The organism is Ottowia sp. VDI28 (genome assembly GCF_049532675.1).
In the GTDB taxonomy this organism is placed as follows: domain Bacteria; phylum Pseudomonadota; class Gammaproteobacteria; order Burkholderiales; family Burkholderiaceae_C; genus Ottowia.
The window spans coordinates 1,427,060-1,449,139 of record NZ_CP149820.1; the positions used below are offsets into that span (position 1 = coordinate 1,427,060).

The window sequence follows — 22,080 nt, forward strand, 5'->3', positions numbered from 1 at the left end:
AAATGACGTAAAAATCATCTGTCATCAAGCCGCGCCAGCGGCGAAGTCATTTGTCACAGCCCCACGAAAAGACCGCAATCATGGACACCTCCACTGACTCCACCGTCCTCAAGCAGCACCTGATTGATCCAGAGATCTGCATCCGCTGCAATACTTGCGAGTCCATCTGCCCAGTCAATGCCATCGAGCACGATTCGATGAACTACGTGGTCAAGGCAGACGTCTGCAACATGTGCATGGACTGCATTTCGCCGTGCCCAACGGGGAGCATTGACAACTGGCGCATCGTGGCACGCGCCAAGCCCTACACCATCGAGGAGCAATTCGGCTGGGACGAGTTGCCTGCCGAGCTGACGGCCGAGCAACTGGCCGAAATGGGTGCAGGCGGCGGCGAAGCTGACCAGGCCGCCGATCTGGTGCCGCAAGCGCAGGCAGCGGCGCCCGCCGCGGATCCTACCGGCGAAGCGCCTTTCAATTCCTCCGCCTATGGTGCCACGACGCCGCCCTGGTCGGCCGCGCACGCCTATGCCAACCTTTACGGCCCGAAAGCGGCCGACAAATTCATCACCGCGACCGTGGTGGGCAATGTGCGTGTGACCGATGTCGGCAAGGACTACGACACCCACCACATCGTGCTGGATTTTGGCGCCATGCCGTTTCCTGTCCTGGAAGGGCAGAGCATCGGCGTCATTCCGCCCGGAGTGGACGAAAGGGGCAAGCCGCATCATCCGCGCCAGTACAGCATTGCCAGCCCGCGCAACGGCGAGCGGCCCGGCTACAACAACATCAGTCTGACCATCAAGCGCGTGTTGGAAGACTACCAGGGCAAGCCGGTGCGCGGCGTGGCCAGCAACTACATGTGCGACCTGAAGGTGGGCGATCAGGTGCAGGTGACGGGGCCTTTCGGCATCAGTTTCCTGATGCCCAACCACCCGAAATCGAACATCGTGATGATCTGCACCGGCACGGGCTCCGCGCCCATGCGCGCCATGACCGAATGGCGGCGGCGCCTGCGCAAGTCAGGCAAGTTCGAAGGCGGCAAGCTGATGCTGTTCTTCGGCGCCCGCACCCAGGAGGAACTGCCTTACTTCGGTCCGCTGCAAAGCCTGCCCAAGGATTTCATCGACACCAACTTCGCTTTCAGCCGGACGCCCAATCAGCCGAAGAAGTATGTGCAGGATCTGATGCGTGAACGCGCGGCTGATCTGGTGGGTCTGCTGCGGGATCCAAATACCTTCCTCTTTGTCTGTGGTCTGAAGAGCATGGAAGAGGGCGTGGTCCTGGCGCTGCGTGATGTGGTGCAAAACGCGGGACTGAGCTGGGAAGAGGTCGGCGGCAAGCTCAAGAAGGAAGGCCGGCTGCACCTGGAGACTTATTGACCCTCCCTGTGGGCAGGGTGCGCACTTTGTGCGCACCCTGCAGGGGTCTTATAGGCGCTGAATATATCCACGCCCTCACGTGCCGCGGCTTTCAGCAACTCCGGCGTAGCCCGGATATGCGCCTCCAGCTCCAGCGCGGCGCGCAATTCATTGCCCGCCATGGCCGCCTCGAAGATGCCGCGATGCTCGTCGTGCACGTTGCGCCGGCCTTGGCCGATGCCGATGGCAAAACGGCGATAGCGCTCGCTGTGGCGGTTCAGGATGCGCAGGAGCCTGAGCGTCCAGGCGGAGCCGCAGTTGGCCACCAGCACCTCGTGGAACTGCGTGTTCGCGGCCTCCCAGCGCTGAACGCGCTCTGGAAGCAGGGGGCGCTCGATGTCTGACATCAATGTGTACGCCTGCTGCAACTCCTCGCGCCAGGGGGCGTTCGCATGGCGTATGGACTGCCGCAGCGCCTCGATCTCGATCCGTACCCGCAGATCCGTCAGATCATCCAGATCCTGCATGGTGACAGGGGTCACCCTGAAGCCACGCTGGCCCTCGGCCTCGACCAAGGCGTCGCTGACCAGGCGGTTGAGTGCCTCCCGCAAGGTGCCCGCGCTGACGCCGTAGCGCAGACGCAGGTGTTCCACCCGCAACTTCTCGCCGGGAAGAATGCGGCCTTCCACAATGTCATCGCGCAACTGCGTGTACGCCCGCTCGATCAGGGTGCGGGGCAAGCCGGCGTCATCGCCTTGGGGAAGCTCGTCGGAAAAGGCAGCGATGAGGGCAGGTCGTTTGGCCATGAGGGCAAGCATAGCAGTGATCTGCCAGCCAGAAGAGTGTTTTAAGCCAAAAATCTGTATAAATATCGATAAAGATGACGTTTCAATGCCTATTTCGATCTAATAATTCCGTATGAAAATTTAATTATCGAGATTTTTGTGGACAACAGAAAATTCTGATCCTAGAATCCGCCCCAGGCCTCAAAGCAATTGAAGCGCCGTCAGTCTTCAGTGCGGCACACCCGTTGCAGACACACGGAAACCAGGGACGTGAAATGAAAGAATTTCTCAACTTCATCAACGGCGAGTACGTCCGGAGCGCCGGCGGCAAGACTTTCGAGAACCGTAATCCGGTGGATGGCAGCGTCATCGGCCGAGTGCACGAAGCCGGCCAGCCTGAGGTGGATGCCGCCGTGGCGGCGGCCAAGGCGGCGCTCAAGGGCGACTGGGGTCGCATCGCCGTCGGCGAGCGCGTTCGGCTGCTTGATGCCGTGGCCCTTGAAATCAACCGCCGCTTCGATGATTTCCTGCAAGCCGAAATCGCCGATACCGGCAAGCCGCATGCCCTGGCCTCCCACGTCGACATCCCGCGCGGCGCGGCCAATTTCCAGGTCTTCGCCGACACGATCAAGAGCATGTCGACCGAATCCTTCACCATGCGCACACCCGACGGCAAATCGGCGCTCAGCTATGGCGTGCGCGTGCCGCGCGGCGTGATCGCGGTGGTGTGCCCGTGGAACCTGCCGCTTCTGCTCATGACCTGGAAAGTCGGACCAGCACTGGCTTGCGGCAACACTGTGGTGGTGAAGCCCTCGGAAGAAACGCCGGCCACCGCCACGCTTCTGGGCGAAGTGATGAACGCGGTGGGCGTGCCCAAGGGCGTGTACAACGTGGTGCACGGCTTCGGGCCGGGCTCCGCCGGCCAGATGCTGACCATGCATCCTGATGTGAACGGCATCACCTTCACGGGCGAAACCCGTACCGGCACGGCCATCATGCAGGCCGCTGCGGTCGGGGTGCGCCCGGTGTCGCTGGAGTTGGGCGGCAAGAACGCGGCAGTGGTGTTCGCCGACTGCGATTTCCAGGTGGCGGTGGATACCGTGACGCGCTCTTGCTTCGAGAATGCCGGGCAAGTGTGCCTGGGCACCGAACGTGTCTATGTGGAGCGCCCGATTTTCGACCGGTTCGTTGCCGCGCTGAAGGACAAGGCAGAGACCATGAAGCCCGGCCTGCCGTTCGAGAAAGACACGAAGATCGGTCCGGTCATCAGCAAGGAACACCAGGAAAAGGTGCTGTCCTACTACCGGAGGGCCAGGGAAGAGGGCGCCACGGTGGTGACCGGTGGCGGCGTGCCCGAGATGCCGGCGGCCCTGAAGGACGGCTGCTGGGTGCAGCCGACCATCTGGACCGGTTTGCCCGAAACAGCCGCTGTCATCACCGAGGAAATTTTCGGGCCTTGCTGCCACATCTCACCCTTTGACACCGAAGAGGAAGTGCTGGGCAAGGTCAACAATAACCGGTACGGCCTGGCCACGTCGGTGTTCACGCAGGATATCAGCCGCGCCAACCGCATGGGCCAGGCCATCGAGGTCGGCCTGTGCTGGATCAACAGCTGGTTCCTGCGCGATCTGCGCACCCCTTTCGGCGGCTCCAAGCAGTCAGGTATCGGGCGTGAAGGCGGCGTGCATTCGTTCGAGTTCTACACTGATCTTCGCAACGTGATGGTGAAGTTCTAGCCCATCAGAAGATAGATAAATCAGACATGAGGTGACATGAAAACAGAACTGATCAACCAACTCGGCGACGAGCTCTACGAAGCGCTCAAGGCCTGCCGCACGCTCGAGCCGCTGACCAACCGCCACCCGGACATCAGCATCGACGACGCCTACGCCATCCAGCAGCGGATGATGAAACGCCGCCTCGATGCCGGCGAGAAGGTCGTGGGCAAGAAGATCGGGGTCACCTCGAAGGCGGTGATGAACATGCTCGGCGTGTTCCAGCCTGATTTCGGCTGGCTGACCGACGGCATGGTCTACAACGAGGGCGAAGCCATCGAAGCCAAAACCCTGATCCAGCCCAAGGCCGAAGGCGAGATCGCCTTCGTGCTCAAGAAAACGCTGAAGGGTCCCGGCGTGAGCGCGGCCGACGTGCTGGCCGCCACCGAAGGCGTGATGGCCTGCTTCGAGATCGTGGATTCACGCATCCAGGACTGGAAGATCAAGATCCAGGACACCGTGGCCGACAACGCCAGCTGCGGCGTGTATGTACTGGGCGACCGGTTGGTGGATGTGCGCGACGTCGATCTCGCCACTTGCGGCATGGTGCTGGAGAAGAACGGCGAGATCGTCGCCACGGGCGCCGGTGCCGCCGCATTGGGCCACCCTGCCAATGCAGTGGCCTGGCTTGCCAACACGCTGGGCGCGCATGGCATCGCCTTGGAGGCGGGCGAGGTAGTTCTCTCGGGCTCGCTGGCGATCATGGTGCCGGTGCAAGCGGGTGACAACCTCCGCGTGAGCATTGGCGGCATTGGATCGTGCTCCGTCCGCTTCATTTGAAGAATACCCAAGGAAAAAGCCATGAACAAGAAGATCAAATGCGCCCTGATCGGCCCGGGCAACATCGGCACCGATCTGCTGGCCAAGCTGCAGCGCAGCCCTGTGCTGGAGCCCGTCTGGATGGTCGGTATCGACTCCACCTCCGATGGCCTCAAGCGCGCCAAGGAGATGGGCATCAAGACCACGGCCGATGGCGTGGACGGCCTGGTGCCTCACATCCGCGAGGACGGCGTGCAGATCGTCTTTGACGCCACCAGCGCCTATGTGCACGCGGAAAACTCGCGCAAGGTGAACGCCGAGGGCGCGATGATGATCGACCTCACGCCCGCCGCCATCGGCCCCTATTGCGTGCCGCCGGTCAACCTGAAGCAGCACGTGGGCAAGGCCGAGATGAACGTCAACATGGTCACCTGCGGCGGCCAGGCCACCATTCCCATGGTGGCGGCCGTGAGCCGCGTGCAGCCGGTGGCGTACGGCGAGATCGTCGCCACCGTGTCCAGCCGGTCGGTCGGCCCCGGCACGCGCAAGAACATCGATGAGTTCACGCGCACCACGGCGGGAGCGGTCGAGAAGGTGGGCGGCGCGAAGAAAGGCAAGGCCATCATCATCATCAATCCGGCCGAGCCGCCGCTGATCATGCGCGACACCGTGCATTGCCTCACGGTGGACGAACCTGACCAGGCCGCCATCACCCAAAGCATCCACGACATGATCACCGAGGTGAAGAAATACGTGCCGGGCTACCGGCTAGTGAACGGTCCGGTGTTCGATGGCAAACGCGTGTCCGTGTACCTCGAAGTGGAGGGGCTGGGCGACTACCTGCCCAAGTACGCGGGCAACCTGGACATCATGACCGCCGCTGCCGCACGCACCGCCGAGATGTTCGCCGAGGAAATCCTCGCCGGATCGCTCAAGCTCCAAGCCGTGGCCGCCTGAAGGAGAAAGAACGATGAGTGCACCCAAGAAGACCAGCGCCCTTAGCGGCCGGAAGATCACCGTGCATGACATGACGCTGCGCGACGGCATGCACCCCAAGCGCCACCTGATGACGCTGGAGCAGATGACCACCATCGCCAAGGGACTCGATGCCGCCGGCGTTCCGCTGATCGAAGTCACCCATGGCGACGGCCTGGGCGGCAGCTCGGTCAACTATGGCTTTCCCGCCCACAGCGATGAGGAGTATCTCGGCGCGGTGATTCCGCTCATGAAGCAGGCCAAGGTGTCGGCGCTGCTGCTGCCTGGCATCGGCACCGTCGATCACCTCATGATGGCGCGCGAACTGGGCGTGCACACCATCCGCGTGGCCACGCACTGCACCGAGGCCGATGTGAGCGAGCAGCACATCGCGATGGCGCGCAAGATGGACATGGACACCGTCGGCTTCCTGATGATGGCCCACATGAACACACCCGAAGGCTTGGTCACACAGGCCAAGCTCATGGAAAGCTATGGAGCCAACTGCATCTACATCACCGATTCGGCCGGCCACATGCTGCCGACCGACGTGACGGAAAAACTCGGCCGTGTGCGCGAGGCGCTCAAGCCCGAGACGGAGCTCGGCTTCCACGGCCACCACAACCTTTCCATGGGCGTGGCGAACTCGATTGCCGCCGTCGGAGCCGGCGCCAACCGCATCGATGCCGCCGCTGCGGGTCTGGGCGCCGGCGCGGGCAACACCCCGATGGAAATCCTGGTGGCGGTGTGCGATCTCATGGGGATCGAGACTGGCGTGGACGTGTTCGGCATCCAGGACGTGGCCGAGGACCTGGTGGTGCCCATCATGGATTTCCCGATCCGCTGCGATCGCGATGCCCTCACGCTCGGGTACGCCGGCGTGTACGGCTCCTTCCTCTTGTTCGCCAAGCGCGCCGAGAAGAAGTACGGCGTGCCCGCGCGCGAGATCCTGGTCGAGATGGGCCGCCGCGGCATGGTCGGCGGGCAGGAAGACATGATCGAAGACACCGCACTCACGCTCGCGAGGAGGTGACCCCCCTGAGTCGCTTCGCGCCTTCCCCCAGGGGACGCACCTGGCGGCCTGGCAAAGCCAGCTCCGCGGGTGCACTGGGATGGCCTGCTCCGCGGCCTTTTGAGATTTTGAGATTTATGCGGAGCGGGGGCGCTGCCCTGTGGACTATTGAGATGAAAGAGACGGAACATGGCACTCGATGACAAGACACTTGATCAACTTGCGGCGCATCTGGAAAACTGCCAGTTGAAAGCCGAGGACACTCCTAAGGTCACGGATACCCATCCGGATATGAGCTGGGACGATGCCTACGCCATTCAGGACCGCATCCTGGCGGCCAAGCTCGCGCGCGGTGCGCGCATCGCGGGCTATAAGGCCGGGCTGACCTCCCACGCCAAGATGAAGCAGATGGGCGTGACCGATCCGGTGTTTGGCTTTCTGGTGGATGGCTACACCGTGCCCGAAGGCGGCGAGGTCAAGGTGAGTGAGCTGATCCATCCCAAGGTGGAGCCGGAGATCTGCTTCGTGACCCGCACGGAACTCAGCGGCCCTGGTTGCAGCATCGCGACCGTGCTGGCCGCGAGCGATGTGGTGCTGCCTGGCATCGAGGTGATCGACAGCCGCTACCGTGATTTCAAATTCGATCTCAAGAGCGTGGTAGCCGACAACACTTCGGCCTCCCGCTTCGTGGTGGGCGGCCGTGCCATAGACGCACGCCGCGTTGATCTGCGCACCACGGGCATCGTGCTGGAGAAGAACGGTGAGGTGGTGGCGCTTGGTGCCGGAGCGGCCGTGCTGGGGCACCCCGCCGCTGCCGTGGCCATGCTGGTCAACCACCTCGGGCGCCGGGGCAAGAGCCTGCCCGCGGGGAGCCTCGTGCTTTCAGGGGGCATCACCGAGGCGGTCGCTGTGAAGGCCGGAGACAACGTGACATTGCGTGTGCAGGGCATGGGCAGCGTGTCTGTGCGGTTCACTTAAGCGCGTCTTGAGGCGCGGAGGCGCCTTTTCCTTATATCGCTTGAACTTGACGCCTTCTTCCGCACCGGAGGAGGCCGGAGGCCCAGCCGGGGGTGGGGGCGTGCGCGTCCTTATTCACATGGCATATGGGCCATCCATTCCCTAGTTTTCAATAGGAGACATCATGAAACGACGCGACCTGATCGCTGCCGCCGCTGCCACCGCCACTATCGGAAGTCTTCCTCGGACGGTTTGGGCGCAAGCCAACTATCCCAGCAAACCGGTCAAGCTGATCGTGCCGTTCCCGCCTGGAGGCCCTACCGACATCATGGGCCGTACCGCCGCCAAAGCGATGGGTGACAAACTGGGCCAGCAGTTCGTGGTCGAGAACAAGGCCGGCGCTGGCGGCAACATCGGTACCGATGCCGTTGCCAAAGCCGCGCCGGACGGCTACACCATCGCTCTAGCGGCCATCAGCAGTCTGGCGATCGGCCCGCATCTGTACAGCAAGTTTCCGTTCGACGTTGAGAAGGATCTCGCGCCGATCTCGCTGGTGGGCACGACGCCTTGCGTCATCGTGATCAACCCCTCGGCGCCATACAGTGATTTGAAGGGGCTAGTCGCTTATGCCAAGGCGAACCCGGGCAAGGTGCAGTATTCGGTGTCGGGCATCGGCACCAGCAACCACCTGGCGGCTGAGTTGCTGCAGTCGGTGGCGGACATTCAGCTGATGAGCGTGCCCTACAAGGGCTCCAGCCAGATCGTGCCGGATCTGCTTTCAGGGGTGATCCAATTGAGCATGGAGAGTTCGCTTGCCACGACCTTGCAGCACATCAAGGCGGGCAAACTCAAGGCGCTGGCGGTCACTTCGTCCAAACGATCCAAAGCTCTGCCGGATGTTCCAACGGTAGCTGAATCGGGCTACCCGGGCTTCGAGGTAGAGACCTGGTTCGGGCTGGTGGCCCCCGCGGCGACACCTTCGGCCATCGTCCAAAAACTTCATTATGCTTGGGCTCAAGGTGCCATGACGGGGGAGGCGCAAGCCGCTTTCGACAACATCTCCGGCAACCTGCGCGTGACGGCTCCGAAGGATTTCGGTGCGTTTATCCAGTCGGAGAGCAAGCGCTGGGGCGAGCTTATCCGCAAGCTGGGCATCAAGGCGGACTGAGGCCTCCCATTGCCCCGGGCCACGCGTCTGGGGCGCCAGCTCAATCCACTGAGATCTTTTGTTCCTTGATCAGGTTGGACAAGAGCGCATCTTCGCTGGCCAACAGGCTTTTGAACTCGCTCGTGGACATCGAAACCGGCTCCTGGGAATCCCTACTCGGCAATGGTGGGGGCATTTGGGAAGAAAGGCGAGCGCTTGGCGCTTACCATGCCAAGGAGCGTGACCCTGCCAGTACGGATGTGCGGAAAGGCGATGCCAGTGCAGCTCTCCGGCGAACCAGGTCTCCCGCACGCTGCACTACCTGCTCAAGATGCTCGAGAACATGCGGCACCTGGATGCCGATTGGCGCAATGGCGGAAACGAGGCCGGGGAGTAGGGCATTGCCCTAGGTGATAACCCTCTCCTCCGTCATTCCCGCGCAAGCGGGAATCCGGAGACTGTTGTGAGGATAAGCTGGATCCCCGCCTGCGCGGGGATGACAGCTATTGACGGTCTCGATCCAAAAATGCTTCAGCGCTGAATGGCTCGGCGCGGCTGTTTGCGGGCGAGCAAGGGGCAGAGTCAATAGTGCGGTGGGATTTCGTCCCGAGCATTCACAGGCCCTCCAGGGCCACCTTCCGGCATCCGGCGGCGCAACTCGCTCAGTTCGGACATCAACTGGTCGATCTGCTGCTGTTGGCGGTAGATCGTCATGTTCAATTGATCCAGCAAGTCTTCCTGGTAACTGGCCTTGATTTCGAGCGCGGTCAGGCGGTCGTCGGCGTCGCTTGGTGTCGGCATGGCGTGCTACACGGAAACAATTGTTCCTTGGGCCAACGCGACGAGCTTTTCTTCGCCCTCCGCCATGCAGATGATCTCGCACCGGCAGACGGCCTGGCGTTTGCCCGAATGAGCTGCCTGGGCGCGTGCCACCAGCCTGTGTCCCTTGGCGGGACGCACGTAGTTGATCTTGAATTCGGAGGTCAGCGCATCTCCGCCCAAGGCCAGACCGCCGGCGAAGGTCAGCGTATTGTCGGCAAGATAGCTGATCACGCCGCCGTGAACGAAGCCGTGCTGCTGTGTGTGGTGTTCAAGAATGGTCAGTGAAATTTCCGCACTGTCAGTGCTGGCGTCCGTGAGTTCGGCACCGAGAAACTGGCTGAATGGCTGGCTTTTGAAGACCTGCTGAGCGAATTCTTTGGTGGTCGTCATCCGGGGCAGGATAACAGGCTTGGTGAAATCAACTGTTTCGATATACTTTCGGCCATGGTTCGCCAACAGTCCTGCCGCTTCGCCTTGAATGCTTTCGCCGCTTCCCGCGCGATGGCAGCCGGCGCGCGCGCACCGGCCGTCAGCGCCAAATCCAAAGCCAAGAAACAGCCGCTCATCTGACCGGAGCACGCTGTTCCGTCGGATGAGCGACGGAACAGCCAGCCGGCAGCATCTTTTCTCTCGTTTTCCCTCCGGCTCGCACCCTCTTCGCCCTTCTGAACGGACTTTCCAATCGGTCGAGTTCAAGGGAAAAACATGTCTTTCTTTTCGGGTATCTGGGTTCCACTGGTGACGCCGTTCCAGGAAGGGCGCGTCGATGATGCGGCGCTCGATGCGCTGGTGCGGCGCTACAAGCGCGCGGGTATCGCCGGGTTCGTGGCGCTCGGCACGACAGGTGAGCCGGCCACGCTCGATGATCGCGAGCAGGAGACGGTGCTCGCCACAGTGCTCGCGGCGGCGGACGGCCTGCCGGTCATCGCAGGGGTAAGCGGCAACCATACGGCGCAAGTGCGTGAACGCGTCGAGGCGCTCAACGCGCTGCCCATTGCGGGCGTGCTGATAAGCGCGCCGTACTACGTCAGGCCCTCGCAGGCCGGCATCATCGGCCATTTCACGGCAGTCGCCGATGCGAGCCGCACCCCGGTGGTCCTCTACGATATTCCCGCCCGGACAGGGGTGGAGATGGCGTTGCCGACGCTTCTGGAGCTGGCCGGCCATGAGCGGATCAAGGCCGTGAAAGACTGCGGCGGTTCACCTGAGAAAACGCGCTCGCTGATCCTCGATGGCCGCCTGGACGTGCTGTGCGGTGACGACATCGACATGTTCGCCACGCTCTGCGAGGGCGGAAGCGGCGCGATCGCGGCATCGGCGCATCTTTTCCCCGAACGCTTCGTGGCAATGGCGCGCTTGCTGCGCGAGGGCCCTCTGGCCGAGGCGCGCACGATCTGGCATGGATTGATACCACTGATACGGGCCGCCTTTGCGGAGCCGAACCCTGCGCCGGTGAAGGCGGCGCTGGCTCGGCAAGGCTTCATCCGCAACGAGATTCGCGTGCCCATGACATTGGCGAGCCAAGAGTTGGAAGCTGTGCTGGGAGAGCTGATGCTTTCAAAGTCGTACACATCAGCGGATCAGACGCTGCCGCGTTTCCGGCGTTGCATGGCTCCCGCGCCCGCCATGGACAGCGACAGCAGGAGTACGCTTAACTGACCCAGGGTGGGCACCGCGGCCACCTTGTTGTCCGGCCCGCCGGGATTCCCGCCCGGACCGGCCTGGACTTGGGCGCACATGGAGAATTCCGAGCTTTCCATTGGCTGGCCGTCGTTGTAGTTACGACTGGCGATCATGGTCAAGTAGCTGCCTGCGGATACAGCGGGCAAGCCTACGGTGCCGGCGTAGCCGCCATTGGCGCCGAGGATGATCTCATCGTTGCCCAGCCATGTCTGGCCTTCCCCATATTGCGGACCATTGTTGCAGGCGGTGTTGGCGAAGAAGTCTACGCGGTAGCTGACGCTGGGCGCACCTGCCAGCTCGTAGCTCACGTGCGTGCCGGCCGCGTTGCCGGTCGCGCTGGTGAACATCGGGAGGCGAGGGCCGCCGTTCAAGGTGGGTGGGGGCGCACCGAAAGGGTCGGCTCCTGTGCCGGCATCGGTGTCGATCAGTTCCACCCCGAGACCGCCATTGCTGTGGATGCTGTTGACCAGCCACTCGTGGCGGCGTAACTCCGGCGCGTTGCTGGCGCGCTCCAGGCGGATGCCGTTGCCGCCCCAATAGGCGATGGTGTTGCCCTCGTCCGCCTGGTTGCCGCCGATCCGGGTACGCCGAGGGCTGGCGGCGTTGATGCTGACGATGTGAATGCCGTGCTCATCGCTGCCGCCGATGCCGCTGTTGCCGCCCGCGATGTCGGCTCCATTGGTGCCGACACCAATAAGATTTCTCTGGATGAAGGTGTCATCGGCGTCCCAGGAGACGCGGATGCCGGTGGCCAACGCGCCGATGACATTTTGATCGACGATCGTGCTCGCGCCGCCGTCGACCTTGATTCCCTCCATGGTGCCGCGCCGGGCGGAGCCGGCGGCATTGGTGCCGATATAGTTGCCTTGCACGCGTGTGTTGCTCGCGTTGCTGATGGCGACGGCGGCGCTGGTGGAGTTAGCCACGATGAGGTTTCGGGCGGCCGGGTTGGCGTCCTCGCTGCCCAACAGGGTATCGGTGGCCCGGTCATAGATCAGGACCCCGCCCTGGTTGGTGAAGGCGCTGCCCGCGTCAGGACCTGCGTCGCTGCCATCGGTGCCGATGCGGTTGCCTGCGAGAATCAGGCCGGTGAGGCTGCCCGCCATGTTCTGTCCATTGATCACCACACCAAAGCCAGGAAAGCGCGTGATCGTCAGCCCTCGCAGCACGGAGCCTGACGCGCCGGAGATGAAGCGCAGGCCGTGCAGATTCGAGCCCGCGAGATTGCCGCCGTCAAGGCGTGTGCCGCCAGCGTGGCCGTTGATGACGACGGGCGTACTGATCGCGGGCAACGTCGTGCCTACGTTGATAACGAGCGGGCCGGCGAAGGTGATCACGTCGGCGCCCGCCAGCGCGTTGGCTTCCTCGATGGCGGCACGCAGTGTGCACCCGCCGCCAATCACGTGGCAGAGCCCATCGCCCAGGGTGGCGTCGGGGGCATCGGCGGTGCTGTCCACAGTGAAGGTGGCCGCTTGCGTAATGGCAGGTATCCACAGCGTGGCGAGAACGAGGCGGCGAAGACGTGATGGCATGGTAGAGCGAGACTTTTTTGATGGCACTTGCACACTGCGAGGCCGGTCTGCTACATTTTTTGGAAACTACTTCAGCCTGTCTTGGCGTTGCACGACACGGCATTGACACCACGCGACACGGGTGCGAATTCGCAACGCTTCGTATTTTCGGGAGGGCGCTTTGCGGGAGGCTCCCCCGCTTTTGCATCTTTCGGCAGTGCGCCTCCAGGGGCTTTGGCCTATCGCAGGCTGGAGGGTGCTGCGCCAAATCGGCGGCGAAAGGCACGGTTGAAAGTAGAGGCCTCAGCAAAGCCGCAGTCGAGCGCGATATCGACCATGCGCAGGTGGCGCTTGGCGGGGTCGGTCAGCAAGGCGTGTGCCCGTTCCAGGCGGGCCGCGCGCAGTTCATCGGAAAAGCAAGTGCCTTCGGCCGCGAACAGGCGCTGTATCTGGCGTGGCGTGAGACCGTGACGGCGGGCCATCGCTTCGAGCGTGAGACTGGGTTGGCCCAGCCGGGTTTGCATGTCGCGGCGGATGAGCGCCAGGCGCGATGGCGCATGGGCTTCGTGCGGCGGAGTTATGCCTGGGCGGTGAGCGGACACCAGGGCGCTTGCCATCAACTCGTGCAGGTGGGTGGTTGCCAGGAACTGCTGGGCAGCGGGCAGGGCGGGGTTTGCGCTGAGCAGTTCAGCATAAGCCAAAGCCAAGGCAGCGCCTGGCGTGCCGGGCAGCAGCACGCGAAGCGGCGCTGCTTCCAGGCCGGGTGCCAGCCGTGCGATGTGGCGGTGCGGCACCTGCAGGCATACGCTGGGGCCGCCTCGGGGCGTGATGCCTTGATACTCGCGGGCTTTCGAGACGATGGCAACCGAGCCCGCAGGCACGGCCATTTCATAGCTGGGGGCGCGCAGCAACAGCCCGCTACTGCAGGCATACAGCAGCACGTCGTCGCATCCGTCCTGCATGAGCGCAGGCGAACGCCAGAGGTGCGTGGGCGTGTGGTGGGCGTGTACGTATACGGTACCCAGGCCCAGCGACGTAATGCGCGTGCGGAAATCGAATTTTCCGCACGCGTTATCGTGGCTCCAGAAGTCAGCGCGCATAACCTCTCGGCCGAAGAACTCGCGCAGCGCGGCCACACGATGATGAGCCGCAAAGTCGCTTGAGGCCAGAAGCGTGGATCGAAGGACGACAGGGCTGGCGGTCATGGGCGCGGTTCAGGGCGTTGGAAGCCAGGAAGATAGCAGCATGCCGGACTATCCGGAAAAGAAATTTTCGCGTTTCCCTGCTTCGCGTGGCTCGCGGCCATAAAAAAGAGCCTCGCTGGCTGACACCTTGAGGGTATCGGCTGGCTGTGGCCCTTGAATGGCGCCGTCAAGGCGCCTCCCACGATGAAAAAATTACGAGCGAAAGACTGTAGGCTGTGTACGAACGCTTCTTCAGCGGCTGGATGCGTTCTGCACCCGGCCGTTTATTTGGTGAGGATCAGTTTGCCCAGCTTGGTGGCCTGCAAGCGGTAGACGGAACCGTTGTGGCTGATCTCGATAGTCTTGCGGCCTTGCAGCAGATCGTCGCTGGGCAACGGTGCCGATGCCGCTTGCAGTGGCGTGGGCGGCACGCCGGTGGAGCGAACGGTGGCGCGCGGAAGACGCAGCGTTTGGAGGGAGCTTTGCATGGTGGTGTCCTCGTCGTTCAGTGCTTCGGTTCGGTGATGAAGCCGATCTTCTTCAGGCCAGCCTGTTGTGCCGCCGCCATGGCTTGCGCCACGCGTTCATAGCGCACGTCCTTGTCGCCGCGGATGTGCAGATCGGGTTGGGGTTCCTTGGCTGCTTCGGTCTTCAGGATGCCCGGCAGGGCGTCGTCCGAAACCTTCTCTTCGCCCAGGAAATAGCTGCCGTCAGCTTGCACGGAGAGATTCAGCGTCTCTGGCTTGATCAACTCCTTCTCGTTGCTGGCCTTGGGCAGTTCCACGTTGACGGCATGCTTCATGACCGGCACCGTGATGATGAACACGATCAGCAGCACCAGCATCACGTCGATGAACGGGACCATGTTGATCTCGCCCATCACCTCGTCGGTATCGTCGGCGGTGAATCCGGCCATTTACCGCTCCCCTCAGGCTTTCTTCATGGGGACCACGCGGCTCTCGGCGGGCATGGCGATGACGCGGGCGCCGGTCACGTAATAGGCGTGGAGATCGTGCGCGAAGCGGCCCAGCTTGGCCAGGATGTGCTTGTTGCCGCGCACCAGCGCGTTGTAGCCCAGCACGGCGGGGATGGCCACTGCCAGGCCCATCGCGGTCATGATCAGGGCTTCGCCGATCGGGCCGGCAACCTTGTCGATGGTGGCCTGGCCGGCCGCGCCGATACTCATCAAGGCGTGATAGATACCCCACACCGTGCCGAACAGGCCGACGAATGGGGCGGTGGAGCCGACCGAAGCCAGAATCGCCAGGCCGGCCTGCAGCTTGCCGGTAGTGTTGTCGATGCTGTTGCGCAGAGCGCGCGAGATCCAGTCGCTCACGTCGAGCGAATCATGCAGCTGGGCCTGGGTGGCGCGGTGGTGGGCAGCCGCCTCGCGGCCTTCGATCGCCAGCTCGCGGAAGGGGTTGCTGTCGGCCGTGCCGAGCTTGTTCATGCCCTCGGCCATGTCGGTGGAATGCCAGAAGCTTTCCACTTTGGCGGCCAGGCGCTTGGCGCGCACCACGTCCAGCGCCTTGATGATGATGACGATCCACGAAACCAGAGACATGCAGATCAAGGCGAGAAACACCGCTCGCGTCACGAAGTCGCCCTGCGACCAGACGTGAGAAAGACCAAACTGAGAATCCATGATGACTGTTTACTCCAAAACGAAATTAAGCGGCACGTTGAACCACATGGCTTCGGGCACGCCGTCGCGTGTACCGGGTTTGTAGCGCCAGCGGTTGAGCGTGGTATCAAGGGCGACCTGATCCAGGCGCTCGAAACCACTGGATTTCTGGATCCGCGCCTCTTGCGCGCGGCCGTCCGTGCCGATCAGTACGCGTACGACCACTCGGCCAGATTCACCCAGCCGGCGGCTCATGGGCGGATAGGGCGGCGGAGGGTTGTTCAGGTAGTCCGCGGTGTTTGAGGGTTGCACCAGTTTGGGCGGTGCGGGCGGCGCTGGTGGCGCGGGTGCCGGCGGGGCCGGTACGGGCGCAGGTGCCGGAACCGGGGCTGGAACTTCCACAGCCACGGCCGGTGCGGGCGCGGGATCGCTCACCGCCAGAGGCTGCGGCGCGGGGGCTGGCTTTGGACGCGGCGCTGGCTTGGGGCGCGGGGGCTGTGGCTTGGGCACCGGAGGCGCTGCCTGGGGCGGCGGGACGGGCTGAGGGGCGGGCTCGGGCGCAGGCGGTGCCGGCGTGATGAATTCAACCAGGATCTCGGCAGGGATCACCACCTCGGCGGCCCGCCTCAGCAGCCCGCTTTGCAGGGCCCACAGCCCGGCGCCATGCAGCAGCAGCACGGCGCCGACAATGGCCGTATTGCGGCCCAGGCGGGGCAGACGCATCGTATTGGGGGGCAAAGTAGCGGAAGCGGACATCGTACTCGTGGTGGGCGGCTCGGCGCTTGTAGTTTTTCCTGGCAGGGAGGGGAAGACGGAAAAGGCGGAAAAGGGAGAAGAAAGAAAACCGGGATAGCGCAGGAGCGCTGGAAAGCAGAACCAGGGTAGCTAACGCCGCAGAACCCACCACAGCGCGCCGATCACCAAGATCAGGCTGCCGCTGAAAGCAAGGAAAGCGCTGGCATGCATGAGGTGAAGCTCCTGGGACTTCAATACCCGCTCAGGCAGGTACCAGCGCCCCGCTTCCAAAGCCGCGCCGGTCAGCCGTGCTTTCCTGCCGCAGCGCGGCAGTGGGATGGCTGGTGCTGCACTGGGCCACGATATCGCGTGCGCAGCCTTCGCAGGCGCCGCAGCACGTGGCCACACCCAGCTCCAGCTGGATGTCGTCAAAGCTCATGCCGGCGTGGGCATGGCGGGTAATGTCGCGGTCAGAAACTCGGTTGCAAACGCAAATGATCATATTGATCACCCCTGAGGTGAAGTCTTGGGATGGATTCTAAATGAGAATTAGTCTCATTGTGAATATCTATTCGCCTGATAGGGAGAAGAATCTTGCGTTGGCTCAAGAAAGCTGCGATGCGCCATCCAGGAGCGCAGGGGTGGCGTCGCTCAGCGTCCGGCAGCCGGAGAGGGCCATGGCGATCTCCAGTTCGTCGCGCAAAATGCGTATGACGCGCGCAACACCCAGGGCACCTTCCACGGCCAGGCCGTGCATGACGGGCCGGCCCAACAGCACGGCGCTGGCGCCCAGGGCCACGGCCTTGAGCACATCCGTGCCGCGCCGGATCCCGCCGTCGACGATGAGAGGAAGCTTGCCTTCGAGGGCCTCGGCGATGCGGGGCAGCGCGCGGGCCGTGGCAGGGGCCGTGTCCAGCGTACGGCCCCCGTGGTTGCTGATGATCAGGCCGGCCACCCCAAGTTGCTGCGCCTGGAGGGCGTCCTGTGGGTGCAGCACGCCCTTGATCCAGACCGGCAGGGGCGTGCGCTCCTGCAGCCAGGCGATGTCTTCCCAGCGCAACGCGTGCGCGGGCAGGCCTCCGCAGTAGGTGCCGGCTTCAGCGTGCCGGAGGGAGGGCAGGCCTCGCAGATGGACGCTGGCGACGCCTGGCGGCAGGCTGAAACCCGTGCGCCGCTCGCGGTCCCGGGCGCCGCTGACGGGGGCGTCGGCGGTCAGGACCAGGGCTTCGTAACCGGCGGCACGCGCACGCTCGGCCAGGGAGAGGTTGAAGCCGCGGTCGTGCTGCCAATACAGCTGAAACCACAGGGGGCCGCGGCCTGGGTCGCCCAGCACGGCTTGCGACACGGTTTCCATTGGCACGCTGGATTGGGTGCTGAGCACGTATCCAGCGCCTTGTGCGGCAGCGGCCAGGGCGCTGGCGGCTTCGCCATCAGGGTGAGCCAGTTGCTGGTGCGCCACTGGGGCCAGCAGGATCGGGTGGGCCAGCGTACGGCCGGCCAACTGCACCTGGGTGTGCCCGCCGGCCAGGGCGCGCAGCACGCGCGGCCACAGTTCCAGGCGCTGCCAGCCCTCCGTGTTGGCGCGCAAGGTCAGTTCATCCGCCGCGCCGCCATATAGATAAGCCCAAGCGCCAGGATCCAGGCGTTCACGGGCCAGCGCTTCGTAGTCGGCGAGGGTGATGGGCTGTGGGGGCATGATGACGCGCGAGGCTCCGGGTTCTATTTCATCGCCCCACACCCTCACCCCAACCCTCTCCTAAAGAGAGAGGGAGCGAAGACCTCGCCATTTCACAGGGGTGGCAGGAAAAGGGGCAGAAAACAAGAGGCCGCGGAGCAGGCCATACGCAGGCACCCGCGGAGCTGGCTTTGCCAGGCCGCTGGGTGCGTCCCCCCATCGGGGGGAAGGCGCGTAAGCGCCTCAGGGGGGCCTCAAGTACTCGCCCACATCCGCAGCAGGTTGTGATAGGTGCCCGTCAGGGCGCGGGCTTCAGCCGATTCGCCGTGGCGCTGCCGCAGGGTGAGCAGGGACATGTCCATCTCGAACAGCAGCGCGCGCTGCTCGGGCGAGCGCACCATGCTTTCGATCCAGAAGAAACTGGCCAGGCGTTCGCCGCGTGTGACGGGCATGACCTCGTGCACGCTGGTGCCGGGGTACAGCACGGCATCGCCGGCCGGCAGCTTGATTTGGCGCGACGGCTCGCCGGGGCCGCCGTGGACCACGAGCTCGCCGCCGTCGTATTCATCGGGGTGGCTCAGGAAAACGGTGCAGGAAAGATCGCTGCGCACCCATTCGCCGCTGGCGGACGAGTGCATCACGGCGCTGTCGACGTGCGGGCCGTAGTGGTTGGCCATGCCGCCATAGCGGTTGAACAAGGGATTGAAGATCCGGCGGGGCAGAGCGGCCGAGAGCACCACGGGGTCGCGCCTCAGCGCCGCCAGCACCATCTCGCGCAGGGTGCCGGTACTGACGCTGTCTTGCGCCAGTTGCTGATTGTTTTTTTGCTGCACGGCCTGGGCGCCGGCGCTGGTCCGGCCGTCTACCCAGGGTGCTTCAGGGGCCAGCAGAAGAGCGCGAGCCTCGGCGACTTCGGTGGTGGTGAGCAGGCCCTTGAGGTGCAGCGTCATGAGGTTCGGGAAGCGGATACGGTCTTGCCCGAGATCGTACCCGCGAATGTGCCCGTGTTGGGGGCTGTTCCCTGACTTAGAACAGAGCCTTCACAGAGAGCTCCACCCGGCGCGGTGCGCCCGGCACGTAGAAGCCGCGGTACAGCGAATCGGCGTAGAGCTTGTTGCTCAGGTTGGTGACGTTGAGCTTGAGCGACACTTTCTCGTTGATCGCGTACTCGGCCATGGCATCGAAGGTCACGAAGCTGGAGGTGCGGTAGGTGCGCTGGCCGTCAGGGCTCTGGCTGCTGCGGTAGTTGGCACCCAGGCCCAGGCGCAGTTGAGGCAGCACGCGGTAGGTGGTCCAGAGGCTACCCGAATGCTTGGGCGTCAGGCCAGGGCGGTCGCCTTCGACTTGCGCACCGGTGCCGGTGGCCGAGAGCGCGACGTTGCTCTTGTCGATCTTGGCGCTGGGGATCCAGGTGTGGTTCCAGAACACTTCCCAAGCCGGGGTGATGCGGCCTGCGAAGTTGAATTCCATACCAGCGGCGTGGCGCTTGCCGGAGAGCAGTTCCTGCTGGGCGGCGGTGTCGGGATCGGTGTTGCGCTCGTTGTACTTTTCGCTGTAGAAGATGGCGACGCCTGCCATGGCGCGTTTTTCGAACAGGTCCCATTTACCGCCGATTTCGAAGTTCCGGCTTTTCTCGGGGCCCGTGTTGGAGGAGCGTTCAGTACCAGCGCTCACGTTCACGCCGTACTGGTAGGCATCACCCGAGGTGTTGAACGAGGTGCCGTACGAGGCGTAGTAGGACGAAGTGTCATTGGGCTGGTAGATCAGGCCGACACGAGGGCTGAACAGGTTGTCGCTGCGGGCATTGCTGAGCGTGCCGTCGGCGTTGTTGTAGGAGGCGCGGAAATGGTCGAAGCGCGCACCCGCCACCAGCTTGAAGGTGTCGGTAAGCTCCATGGTGTCTTGCACGTAGAAGCCGATGCTGCGCGAAGTGAATTTATTGAAAGGTACGGGCGTGGCGCGCTCGTCGGGTACCCAGGCGCCGTCGTTGGGCGTGCCCACGGTGGTGGGAGGGCGCGTGGCCGGGTTGGCGTAGTTGTTGGCGCGCTTGGCGCTTTCGTCGTAGACGTCCACACCCGTCAGCAACTGGTGTTTGCGCCCGCCGAGCTCAAAGGTGTTGCTGTAGTCGCTCTGCAGCATCACTACGTCACTCTTGCCGATGCGACCTTTCGAGGCTCGGTTGAGGACCGTGCTGTCCGTGATGTCGCTGACAGCCGTGGGGCGCGGTTGCGCGAATGAGATGGGGCTGCCGAGCAGGTCGCGCTCATATTGGCCGGCGCGCAGGCGGGTCTTGAGCTCGCCGCCGTTGTCGAACCGGTGCGTGTGGCCAAAAGTGACGTATTTGGCGGATGTGTTCAGGTGGTCGCCGTCCAGCCCGTAGAAGTTCCTGGCGGGCAGGGTGGGAATGATTTTGCCCGAGGAATCGATGATCCAGGGGTGCGCGTAGCTGGAACGGCCCTTGATGTCCAGGTAGTAGGCGCCCACGGTGAACTCGTCGCGCGTGCCGATGCCCCAGCGGAAGGTGGGGGCGACGCCGATCTTGCGTTGCTTGGCGCCCCAGTTCTCGGCGTCATAGCCCAGCAGGTTCAGGCGCAGCGCCGAGTCTTCGCCGGTCTGGAAGTTGAGGTCGCCCGTGATGCGCTTTTCGCTGCCGGTGCCGATCGTGGCGTTGACTTCGTGCTGGGTCATCAGGAACGGCTGTTTGCTGACCTGGTTCACCACGCCGCCGGTGGAGCCTTTGCCGAACAGCATGGAGGCCGAGCCCTTGATGATTTCGACGCGGTCGTCGTTGAACGTGTCGCGCTCATACAGCGGCGCATCGCGCATGCCGTCACGGTAGATGTCGCCAGCTTGGCCGAGCGAGAAGCCGCGCAAGCGCACGTCTTCCTCGCCTGTTTCACCGGCCTGGAAGGTGACGCCGGCGGTCGTGCGCAGCACTTCACGGAAGTCATCCAGGTTGCGGTCGCTCATGAGCTTCTCGGTCATCACGGTGACGCTTTGCGGAATGTCGCGCAATTCCTGGTCGCCCTTGCCGATCTGGGTGCGCTCGATGCGCAGCTCGTTCTTGCTATTGGTGGCGCCGCTGTCCTTTAGGGCAGAGTCCCGCACCGTGACGGTGCCGAGCGTCCCTGCGGTGGCGGGTGCTGCAGGGGCTTGTTGAGCCCAGGCGCCGCTGGCCAGGGAGCTTGCCAGCAGCATGGCGCCCAAAGGACGGAGTCCATGGACCGCCGGAGAAAAGGCTTCCCGCATGGAGCGGGAAAGAGGTGACTCGATGTTTTGGAAAGCAGAGGACATGCGGCGGCCCAGCCAGATAGTGGTTGAATGAGGAGAAGGCTGGCTACATGAGCGCTGAACCGGGAGGCCGGAGCGCACTTGGCTGGCTTGCAATGAAACAAAAACTTCACGATTCTATACAAATGAGAATCGTTGTTATTCGTGTTGTTGTGTTACGGCAACTAAATTCCGTGCAGTCTCGGGGAAACGGGGGGCGTGCACCTCATCGCGAGAGGGTGGGATGCCTGGTTGACGATACGCTTTGGTTTTTTCACCATGACGATGCCCACTTCCTCACCTGCCGCCGCACGCCAGCGCTTATGGCATGCGCTGGCCATGTATTGCGGACTGGGTTTGGGGCTTGCCCCGGTGGCGCCTGAGGTCTGCGCCGTGCTGCGCGGGTTGGTGGGCGCCGACGCTGCGGCGCTGTTCTGGCTCGACGCCCAAGGCCGGCACGAGGGCTTTTTCCACGAGGATTCGCCTGCCGGCGCGCAGGATCTGTTTCTCAACGAGTTCGACCGGCTGTTCGTGGGCCCGCATGAGATCAATGTGCCCACGCTCTCGCGGGCGGATGGGCCCCGTATTGGGCGCATGCTTGATCCTGGGGCGCGCTACTTCCGTTCCAACTCTTACAACCTGCTCGTGCGCGCGAGCGGTCATCACCATACGCTGGATCTGCGCGTGGAGGCGCAGGGCCGCACGCGGGCCGTGGCCATGTTGTTCCGTGCGCCGGGCCCGGGCTTCACGGCGGAGAATGCCGCGCTGCTCGAGCGTGCCGCGGGCTGGCTGGCGCGTGCTTTTGCGG

At 63.6% G+C, this 22,080-nt stretch carries 22 protein-coding genes; 8 read left to right on the plus strand and 14 right to left on the minus strand.

All coding sequences use genetic code 11. The features are described from left to right. Window positions 1–80: 80 nt before the first annotated feature. Window positions 81–1,379 carry a benzoyl-CoA 2,3-epoxidase subunit BoxA gene (gene boxA / locus WJU18_RS06670; RefSeq protein WP_423459327.1) on the plus strand — a complete coding sequence of 433 codons (1,299 nt, stop codon included), beginning with the start codon at window positions 81–83 and terminating at the stop codon, window positions 1,377–1,379. Here boxA and WJU18_RS06675 read toward each other — a convergent pair. Further along, window positions 1,373–2,164, minus strand: coding sequence for a GntR family transcriptional regulator (locus WJU18_RS06675; RefSeq protein WP_423459328.1), 792 nt, complete (start codon window positions 2,162–2,164; stop codon window positions 1,373–1,375). The two genes, boxA and WJU18_RS06675, sit on opposite strands and share 7 nt — an antisense overlap. 254 nt (window positions 2,165–2,418) lie before the next feature. On the opposite strand from WJU18_RS06675, the gene WJU18_RS06680 reads away from it, so the two are divergent. From WJU18_RS06680 to WJU18_RS06705, 6 genes are all read left to right on the plus strand, one after another. Then, window positions 2,419–3,879, plus strand: a complete 1,461-nt coding sequence (locus WJU18_RS06680; protein WP_423459329.1) for a 2-hydroxymuconic semialdehyde dehydrogenase — start codon at window positions 2,419–2,421, stop codon at window positions 3,877–3,879. Between the two features lie 36 nt (window positions 3,880–3,915). Beyond that, window positions 3,916–4,698 (plus strand): 2-oxopent-4-enoate hydratase, encoded by a 783-nt coding sequence (gene dmpE / locus WJU18_RS06685; RefSeq protein ID WP_423459330.1) that lies wholly within the window; start codon window positions 3,916–3,918, stop codon window positions 4,696–4,698. 21 nt (window positions 4,699–4,719) lie between these two features. Further along, entirely contained in the window at window positions 4,720–5,634 is a 915-nt protein-coding gene (locus WJU18_RS06690) for an acetaldehyde dehydrogenase (acetylating) (protein ID WP_423459331.1), read from the plus strand. 13 nt (window positions 5,635–5,647) lie between these two features. Further along, entirely contained in the window at window positions 5,648–6,685 is a 1,038-nt protein-coding gene (gene dmpG, locus WJU18_RS06695) for a 4-hydroxy-2-oxovalerate aldolase (RefSeq protein ID WP_423459332.1), read from the plus strand. 168 nt (window positions 6,686–6,853) lie between these two features. Further along, the gene (gene dmpH / locus WJU18_RS06700) at window positions 6,854–7,642 is read left to right on the plus strand and encodes a 2-oxo-3-hexenedioate decarboxylase (RefSeq protein ID WP_423459333.1); all 789 of its coding nucleotides are present in this window, start codon (window positions 6,854–6,856) and stop codon (window positions 7,640–7,642) included. Window positions 7,643–7,805: 163 nt separating this feature from the next. After that, complete coding sequence (locus WJU18_RS06705; RefSeq protein WP_423459334.1) at window positions 7,806–8,789, plus strand: Bug family tripartite tricarboxylate transporter substrate binding protein; 984 nt, start codon at window positions 7,806–7,808, stop codon at window positions 8,787–8,789. A gap of 561 nt (window positions 8,790–9,350) precedes the next feature. Here the strand turns inward: WJU18_RS06705 and WJU18_RS06710 are convergent. Beyond that, window positions 9,351–9,569, minus strand: coding sequence for a SlyX family protein (locus WJU18_RS06710; protein WP_423459335.1), 219 nt, complete (start codon window positions 9,567–9,569; stop codon window positions 9,351–9,353). A 6-nt stretch (window positions 9,570–9,575) separates the two neighbouring features. Beyond that, window positions 9,576–10,286: a PaaI family thioesterase gene (locus WJU18_RS06715; protein ID WP_423459336.1), complete on the minus strand. Its 711-nt coding sequence runs from the start codon at window positions 10,284–10,286 to the stop codon at window positions 9,576–9,578. 9 nt (window positions 10,287–10,295) lie between these two features. Between WJU18_RS06715 and dapA the strand changes: the two genes are divergently transcribed. Then, window positions 10,296–11,249, plus strand: a complete 954-nt coding sequence (gene dapA, locus WJU18_RS06720) for a 4-hydroxy-tetrahydrodipicolinate synthase (RefSeq protein WP_423459337.1) — start codon at window positions 10,296–10,298, stop codon at window positions 11,247–11,249. On the opposite strand, the gene WJU18_RS06725 is transcribed toward dapA, so the two are convergent. The 11 genes from WJU18_RS06725 to WJU18_RS06775 form a co-directional block, all read right to left on the minus strand. Next, a complete protein-coding gene (locus WJU18_RS06725) occupies window positions 11,171–12,805 on the minus strand; it encodes an IPTL-CTERM sorting domain-containing protein (protein ID WP_423459338.1) in 1,635 nt (544 codons plus the stop codon). The genes dapA and WJU18_RS06725 overlap by 79 nt on opposite strands. Before the next feature lie 218 nt (window positions 12,806–13,023). Continuing rightward, on the minus strand, window positions 13,024–13,989 hold the full coding sequence (locus tag WJU18_RS06730) for a helix-turn-helix transcriptional regulator (RefSeq protein ID WP_423459339.1): 966 nt from the start codon (window positions 13,987–13,989) through the stop codon (window positions 13,024–13,026). 263 nt (window positions 13,990–14,252) lie between these two features. After that, window positions 14,253–14,456: a hemin uptake protein HemP gene (gene hemP / locus WJU18_RS06735; RefSeq protein WP_423459340.1), complete on the minus strand. Its 204-nt coding sequence runs from the start codon at window positions 14,454–14,456 to the stop codon at window positions 14,253–14,255. Window positions 14,457–14,473: 17 nt separating this feature from the next. Then, a complete protein-coding gene (locus WJU18_RS06740; protein WP_423459341.1) occupies window positions 14,474–14,884 on the minus strand; it encodes an ExbD/TolR family protein in 411 nt (136 codons plus the stop codon). A gap of 12 nt (window positions 14,885–14,896) precedes the next feature. Then, entirely contained in the window at window positions 14,897–15,613 is a 717-nt protein-coding gene (locus WJU18_RS06745) for a MotA/TolQ/ExbB proton channel family protein (RefSeq protein WP_423459342.1), read from the minus strand. Window positions 15,614–15,622: 9 nt separating this feature from the next. Next, window positions 15,623–16,348, minus strand: coding sequence for an energy transducer TonB (locus WJU18_RS06750; RefSeq protein ID WP_423459343.1), 726 nt, complete (start codon window positions 16,346–16,348; stop codon window positions 15,623–15,625). Between the two features lie 241 nt (window positions 16,349–16,589). After that, window positions 16,590–16,829 carry a (2Fe-2S)-binding protein gene (locus tag WJU18_RS06755; RefSeq protein WP_423459344.1) on the minus strand — a complete coding sequence of 80 codons (240 nt, stop codon included), beginning with the start codon at window positions 16,827–16,829 and terminating at the stop codon, window positions 16,590–16,592. Window positions 16,830–16,931: 102 nt separating this feature from the next. Next, complete coding sequence (locus tag WJU18_RS06760) at window positions 16,932–18,023, minus strand: alpha-hydroxy acid oxidase (protein ID WP_423459345.1); 1,092 nt, start codon at window positions 18,021–18,023, stop codon at window positions 16,932–16,934. A gap of 233 nt (window positions 18,024–18,256) precedes the next feature. Further along, complete coding sequence (locus WJU18_RS06765; protein WP_423459346.1) at window positions 18,257–18,952, minus strand: Fe2+-dependent dioxygenase; 696 nt, start codon at window positions 18,950–18,952, stop codon at window positions 18,257–18,259. 76 nt (window positions 18,953–19,028) lie between these two features. Then, entirely contained in the window at window positions 19,029–21,296 is a 2,268-nt protein-coding gene (locus WJU18_RS06770; RefSeq protein ID WP_423459347.1) for a TonB-dependent receptor, read from the minus strand. 297 nt (window positions 21,297–21,593) lie between these two features. After that, window positions 21,594–21,941, minus strand: coding sequence for a hypothetical protein (locus tag WJU18_RS06775; protein WP_423459348.1), 348 nt, complete (start codon window positions 21,939–21,941; stop codon window positions 21,594–21,596). Window positions 21,942–22,080: the final 139 nt, after the last annotated feature.

What these genes read in the sequence shown, in the direction of transcription:
- boxA (WP_423459327.1), top strand. Translation starts at nt 81, where the DNA reads ATGGACACCTCCACTGACTCCACCGTCCTCAAGCAGCACCTGATTGAT.
- WJU18_RS06675 (WP_423459328.1), bottom strand. Translation starts at nt 2,164, where the DNA reads ATGGCCAAACGACCTGCCCTCATCGCTGCCTTTTCCGACGAGCTTCCC.
- WJU18_RS06680 (WP_423459329.1), top strand. Translation starts at nt 2,419, where the DNA reads ATGAAAGAATTTCTCAACTTCATCAACGGCGAGTACGTCCGGAGCGCC.
- dmpE (WP_423459330.1), top strand. Translation starts at nt 3,916, where the DNA reads ATGAAAACAGAACTGATCAACCAACTCGGCGACGAGCTCTACGAAGCG.
- WJU18_RS06690 (WP_423459331.1), top strand. Translation starts at nt 4,720, where the DNA reads ATGAACAAGAAGATCAAATGCGCCCTGATCGGCCCGGGCAACATCGGC.
- dmpG (WP_423459332.1), top strand. Translation starts at nt 5,648, where the DNA reads ATGAGTGCACCCAAGAAGACCAGCGCCCTTAGCGGCCGGAAGATCACC.
- dmpH (WP_423459333.1), top strand. Translation starts at nt 6,854, where the DNA reads ATGGCACTCGATGACAAGACACTTGATCAACTTGCGGCGCATCTGGAA.
- WJU18_RS06705 (WP_423459334.1), top strand. Translation starts at nt 7,806, where the DNA reads ATGAAACGACGCGACCTGATCGCTGCCGCCGCTGCCACCGCCACTATC.
- WJU18_RS06710 (WP_423459335.1), bottom strand. Translation starts at nt 9,569, where the DNA reads ATGCCGACACCAAGCGACGCCGACGACCGCCTGACCGCGCTCGAAATC.
- dapA (WP_423459337.1), top strand. Translation starts at nt 10,296, where the DNA reads ATGTCTTTCTTTTCGGGTATCTGGGTTCCACTGGTGACGCCGTTCCAG.
- WJU18_RS06725 (WP_423459338.1), bottom strand. Translation starts at nt 12,805, where the DNA reads ATGCCATCACGTCTTCGCCGCCTCGTTCTCGCCACGCTGTGGATACCT.
- WJU18_RS06730 (WP_423459339.1), bottom strand. Translation starts at nt 13,989, where the DNA reads ATGACCGCCAGCCCTGTCGTCCTTCGATCCACGCTTCTGGCCTCAAGC.
- hemP (WP_423459340.1), bottom strand. Translation starts at nt 14,456, where the DNA reads ATGCAAAGCTCCCTCCAAACGCTGCGTCTTCCGCGCGCCACCGTTCGC.
- WJU18_RS06740 (WP_423459341.1), bottom strand. Translation starts at nt 14,884, where the DNA reads ATGGCCGGATTCACCGCCGACGATACCGACGAGGTGATGGGCGAGATC.
- WJU18_RS06745 (WP_423459342.1), bottom strand. Translation starts at nt 15,613, where the DNA reads ATGGATTCTCAGTTTGGTCTTTCTCACGTCTGGTCGCAGGGCGACTTC.
- WJU18_RS06750 (WP_423459343.1), bottom strand. Translation starts at nt 16,348, where the DNA reads ATGTCCGCTTCCGCTACTTTGCCCCCCAATACGATGCGTCTGCCCCGC.
- WJU18_RS06755 (WP_423459344.1), bottom strand. Translation starts at nt 16,829, where the DNA reads ATGATCATTTGCGTTTGCAACCGAGTTTCTGACCGCGACATTACCCGC.
- WJU18_RS06760 (WP_423459345.1), bottom strand. Translation starts at nt 18,023, where the DNA reads ATGCCCCCACAGCCCATCACCCTCGCCGACTACGAAGCGCTGGCCCGT.
- WJU18_RS06765 (WP_423459346.1), bottom strand. Translation starts at nt 18,952, where the DNA reads ATGACGCTGCACCTCAAGGGCCTGCTCACCACCACCGAAGTCGCCGAG.
- WJU18_RS06770 (WP_423459347.1), bottom strand. Translation starts at nt 21,296, where the DNA reads ATGTCCTCTGCTTTCCAAAACATCGAGTCACCTCTTTCCCGCTCCATG.
- WJU18_RS06775 (WP_423459348.1), bottom strand. Translation starts at nt 21,941, where the DNA reads ATGGTGATGACCGCTCGCGCGCACGAGCAGGTTGTAAGAGTTGGAACG.